The organism is Paenibacillus sp. P4_A7, from assembly GCF_056402455.1.
In genome coordinates, this window is the sequence record NZ_JBFUHJ010000442.1 from 1 (window position 1) to 4,605 (window position 4,605).

A 4,605-nucleotide genomic window follows, 5' to 3' on the forward strand; every position below is an offset into this window, starting at 1 on the left:
TAATAGAATGACTTTACGATTAATACCGGAAGTGAGTAATGTCAGGAAAGGGCCTGAAATCGCAACAACTAAAGAAAATATACTTACAAGCCACCCTGCCTGAGAAGTCGATATGTTGAATTTTTTAGTTACTTGGGGTAAAACACCTATAATACCCATTTCCGTTGTGATAATGCCGAATACGCCTAAAGCTAGAATAATGATAAGCAAAGAGTTTTCCTTTTTCATTTAAAATGTTCGCTCCCATTCATATTTACATATTTAGAAATATAGATATATACGAAGAAAAAAAAGACCTCCTCTCTTTTTATAAATTCTTATTGATATACTCTGAAAAATCCTGTATTGTCTTTTCGTTCCGACGATAGTACGTCCATTTTCCTATCCGTTCAGATTCCAACAAACCAGCTTTCTGCATAGTCAACAAATAACTAGAGATAACAGACTGTGCAAGTCCCGACCTAGCCTGAATATCTCCCACRCAAACACCAATTCGAAAATTGAGGCCTTGTTGTAAATAAGAATTTTCATCAAAAAATTCCTCTGGATTCTTTAACCAAAGCATAATTTGACTACGAGTCTCATTAGACAAAGCTTTATAAATCAATATAGGTTCCATACAGATTATTATATCTACTTTTATAGATTTGTAAATATCAAAACAAATTATATAACGGAATCCGATTAATTGACTATAAATTTACCAAAATCCAATTGTTCTATTTCATCCAAAGTTAAATCCTTAATTTTGTTTTTACCTTCAGGGCTGTCTAATTTAATTCCTTTTTTATTAATATATTGAACCAATTCTTTCATACGTGCCTCGTCAATATCTTTTATATCATACTTGCCATTAATTTCCCCTAAAATAATACCAATGACCTCGCTAGCTAATGAAGTATTTGGTTGAATTCTAGCACTACCATATGCTGCACCAGTAGCACCTACGTTTTTTCCAGAAACAATTACATTACTATATTCTTTCGAAAGAAAGGCACGTAAAGGTATTCCATATCTATCAGGGTCACCTTTCCGAAAACCCCATTGATTCGTTCGAATTCCTTGCAAATCAATTGGATAACCTGCCACACTTACATTATCCCAAAACATTTTTCCACTCATAATGTCTGAAGCCTGAAGTATGTACTCTGTCYCATAACGATCATAATCACGGATATATAAGTAGTTTGGATAGCCATTTACTTCAGCATTTTCCCAGCCTGGCAATTCTGTTTGAAGGTGTTTCAATATTAAATCTGTTTCTTTCTTCCCCTTTTCTAATGCCTCATTCACACTTGCTTCACTTGAAGGATCTACATCAAAAATTAATAGGGCATTTATCGCAGCATCACCATCTAGCTGATTAATAATGTTTAATCCTCGCAAAAACAATTTTTCTTCTGTCGCTTTATAACTTTTCCCTACATTACCAAATCCCCAAGTAAAGGTATCCGTGACAGTCGTTGTATCGCCATACTTTAAATCAATTTCTTTCCGGCTTAACTTATGAACCTCGTTTTTAAAAACCTTCCAGTCCACATTGCGGAACTTCATCATTAGAGTCGCGGTCATATGATCCTTTTCCCCACCAAACACACTTTCAATACCGGGAATTCGCTCAATACCTAGTTTACTAGTTATAGCGGCAAAGTCTGTATTTTCAACAAAATACTTTGCCGTTAATGTCTTCTCTTGCCCATCTTTTGTACTATATGTAATAGACTCCACTTTATTAATCGATGCTGAGGAAGGATCTTGAACGATCTTTAGTTCATTAATTGAGATGCCAGACTCAACAGAAATCCCTTTTAGAAGAGAGTCAAAATATTGATTAAACTCTTTCGCGTCGCGTATTTTACCACTCTTATATTCATCGAATAATGTTTTCACTTGCCCTTGCAATAGCGTCTTTCCCCTATCATCTTCGGGTTCATCTAGAAACTGCATTTCACCTTGAATAAGCTGACCACCCAGTTGTTCCCTAGGGTCAAGAATGACTACTGACAGTCCTTCCTCCATTKCGGCTTTCGCTAAATAAACACCTTCTAATTCAGAACCAATGATTACAACGTCCGGACTTTTAGGATCAAAGGTTTTGTTTACTGAAGTAGGATTATTTGGTTCGGGGGTTTTGTTTACTGAGGCAGGGGTATTATCACTACAAGCGGAAAGAATTGAAATTAATAAAATAGATAACAGTAAAAATGTGTAACGTTTCATAATCGAGTCTCCTAGAAATTTGATATTATGTATTATCTAATCATTCTATCAAGCCTCTCATAAAATAGGTAGAAATAATTATCTCTTTTCTTTACAAATACTCACATGAGAATTGAAATCCAACTCCGTTACACTTGCGTCAGCAGTATATTTGATTTTCATTCCAATTTCTCTGAACAACTTAGGTTGAAAAAGTATATTTAATAATAAAAAAACGCCCGCCCTATTATAGGACAAGCGTAAATGATTATGCAATATCGAGCCCTGAATCCAGCGCCCTTTCCTCTGCCTGATGTTTGYGGTGTACCCTGGATGATAGAATGATACTGAACTCATACAGTATAATCATTGGAATCGAAACTAAGATATCCGAAATAAAATCGGGCGGAGTTACAAGCGCAGCGATAAGGACAAGGATCATGTATGACACTTTCCGCATTTTCTTCAACCTTCTGGGAGTCAAAATGCCCAGTTTCGTTAAAAACAGAACGACAACAGGAAGCTCAAATAATAGAGCCATCGGAGTGATTATATTGAACATAAAAGTGAAGTACTGCGAAATGCCATACGTCTCGTTTAGTCCCATGTTTCTCGAAACACTGGAAGCAAAGCTGAATGCCATCGGAAAAATAATAAAATACGCAAAAGCGGCTCCAAGCAAAAACAAAAATACCGCACCTGGTATATACTTGATCGTCGCTTTCTGTTCATTTACGCGAAGACCCGGGCGGACGAAGTCCCACAGCTGATACAAAATAAAGGGCATCGACACGGTAATTGATACGAGTAGAGCGCACTGCATGTAAATGCTGATCGCATCCCAGGGTGAAAAGGCATTCCATTCAATACTTTTGGCAGGCTGCACATTTTTCAAGTATGACAATATCGGATTGACTGCCAATAATCCACCTACGAGAGTCAAGACGATAACAATCAGGCACAAGGCGATTTTTTTTCGTAGATCTCTCAAATGCTCGACAAGAGACATGTCCTTTTCAATATGCATGCATATCACCAACTCCAAACCTCATAATTGGTAATCCCAGCGATCAGTCCTGAATTCTTGCTGACGATAGCGTAGGGTCACTCTTGGATTCCACTGCTGGCGGCGAATCGTTGTTACTACCGACCGATTTTCTAACCGGCTCATCATCCATTACATCCATGATGCCGCGAGTACCTTTTTTGAACTCGCTCAGCGTTCTGCCAACAGCTTTACCCAGTTCAGGAAGCTTGCTCGGTCCAAACATAAGCAGTGCTAACAATAAAATCAATATAAGCCCTGGAATCCCAATACTTGCCATGAAAATCCCTCCAATAAATTAGAATGTCATGCGATTCTTTTTTGAATTAATATTCCAGCTCATGAATTTGGCCGATCGGAGGAGGTTTCCATCCAAGGTGCCTCGACCTCGATCATTTCTGTAACGTGACATGGTCTAACTTCTCGTTATTCTCATCAATACCATACACTTCTCCTTTTCTACCTGTTTAAACCGTTAGCGCAAGTGATGCTCTCCATCCCGGAAATTCGTTCTCGATCACGCTTCTCACTTGATTAATCTTCCAATGTAAGTGCTCAGCATCCGTCATGTAATCCATACTAGGCTCCCAACCTAAACGGGAATCCGACTCTACAAGGGGAATGACCGCTTGAGCATTCGCAATCTCGTTTTCGGCCAGCGTTTGCATTTCCTCCAGAATAGCAAGTGCTTTGCTCGAATCCGGTTCTATTAGCAGCCTTTGCTTCAACAGCCACCATTGCTTCACATGAATCGCCGTCTGCACCGCATGTGCGATAAATTGACTGATTCCAAGCTGCTTCATCGCCTGCCCCCACTTCCGCTCTGGCGTTAGCGTTATTGCCCTCTTCATCGCTTCGTTACCTTGAACCATCAGCTCCAGCATACGTTGCAAGCTTCTTGTCTCCACTTGATACCGTGAAACTCCTAATGACTGACGTGAGGTGTCTATTGGCTTATAGGTCGTAAATACGATCTCATTACCGAACATCGCATGCCAGGCGACCGGCATTTTCACCTCATTCTGGAATACGAATGGGTAGGAAGAACCGACTCGGAATGGACCATACTGGTCTTCAATGGTTGGAATATAGTGTTTGATCGCTTCACTCCAGCTCCGCCACGCTTCCAAGACATGATCAAGCGCTTCACGGCTGAAATCGCGTATGGCAATCGCTTCGAATATTTGTTCTGGAGGAGGACTGGGCTGCCAATAGGTCCATTTCGTAATATCACTGACAAAAGATGGCATCCAGCCGTAGTGATGGCTTTCCATCAGACCCGACAGCCCCCAATCCGCATTCGCTTGCAATAGAGAGGAATGCCGATTCGCCCACTGATAAGGTACGGGCTGATAGGGGAT

6 protein-coding genes are annotated in these 4,605 nt (G+C 39.9%); all 6 read right to left on the reverse strand.

The annotated features are described in order from the left end of the window. The coding region (locus tag AC1DWN_RS28375; RefSeq protein WP_477562236.1) for an MFS transporter at positions 1–228 on the reverse strand (228 nt) is incomplete at its 3' end. 79 nt (positions 229–307) lie between these two features. After that, positions 308–619, reverse strand: a complete 312-nt coding sequence (locus AC1DWN_RS28380) for an ArsR/SmtB family transcription factor (RefSeq protein WP_477562237.1) — start codon at positions 617–619, stop codon at positions 308–310. A 65-nt stretch (positions 620–684) separates the two neighbouring features. After that, a complete protein-coding gene (locus tag AC1DWN_RS28385; protein ID WP_477562238.1) occupies positions 685–2,220 on the reverse strand; it encodes an FAD-dependent oxidoreductase in 1,536 nt (511 codons plus the stop codon). Positions 2,221–2,467: 247 nt separating this feature from the next. Beyond that, on the reverse strand, positions 2,468–3,226 hold the full coding sequence (gene tatC / locus AC1DWN_RS28390) for a twin-arginine translocase subunit TatC (RefSeq protein ID WP_477562239.1): 759 nt from the start codon (positions 3,224–3,226) through the stop codon (positions 2,468–2,470). Positions 3,227–3,269: 43 nt separating this feature from the next. After that, positions 3,270–3,524, reverse strand: a complete 255-nt coding sequence (tatA, locus tag AC1DWN_RS28395) for a twin-arginine translocase TatA/TatE family subunit (RefSeq protein ID WP_477562240.1) — start codon at positions 3,522–3,524, stop codon at positions 3,270–3,272. 187 nt (positions 3,525–3,711) lie between these two features. Then, on the reverse strand, positions 3,712–4,605 hold an 894-nt coding region (locus tag AC1DWN_RS28400; protein WP_477562241.1), incomplete at its 5' end, for a hypothetical protein.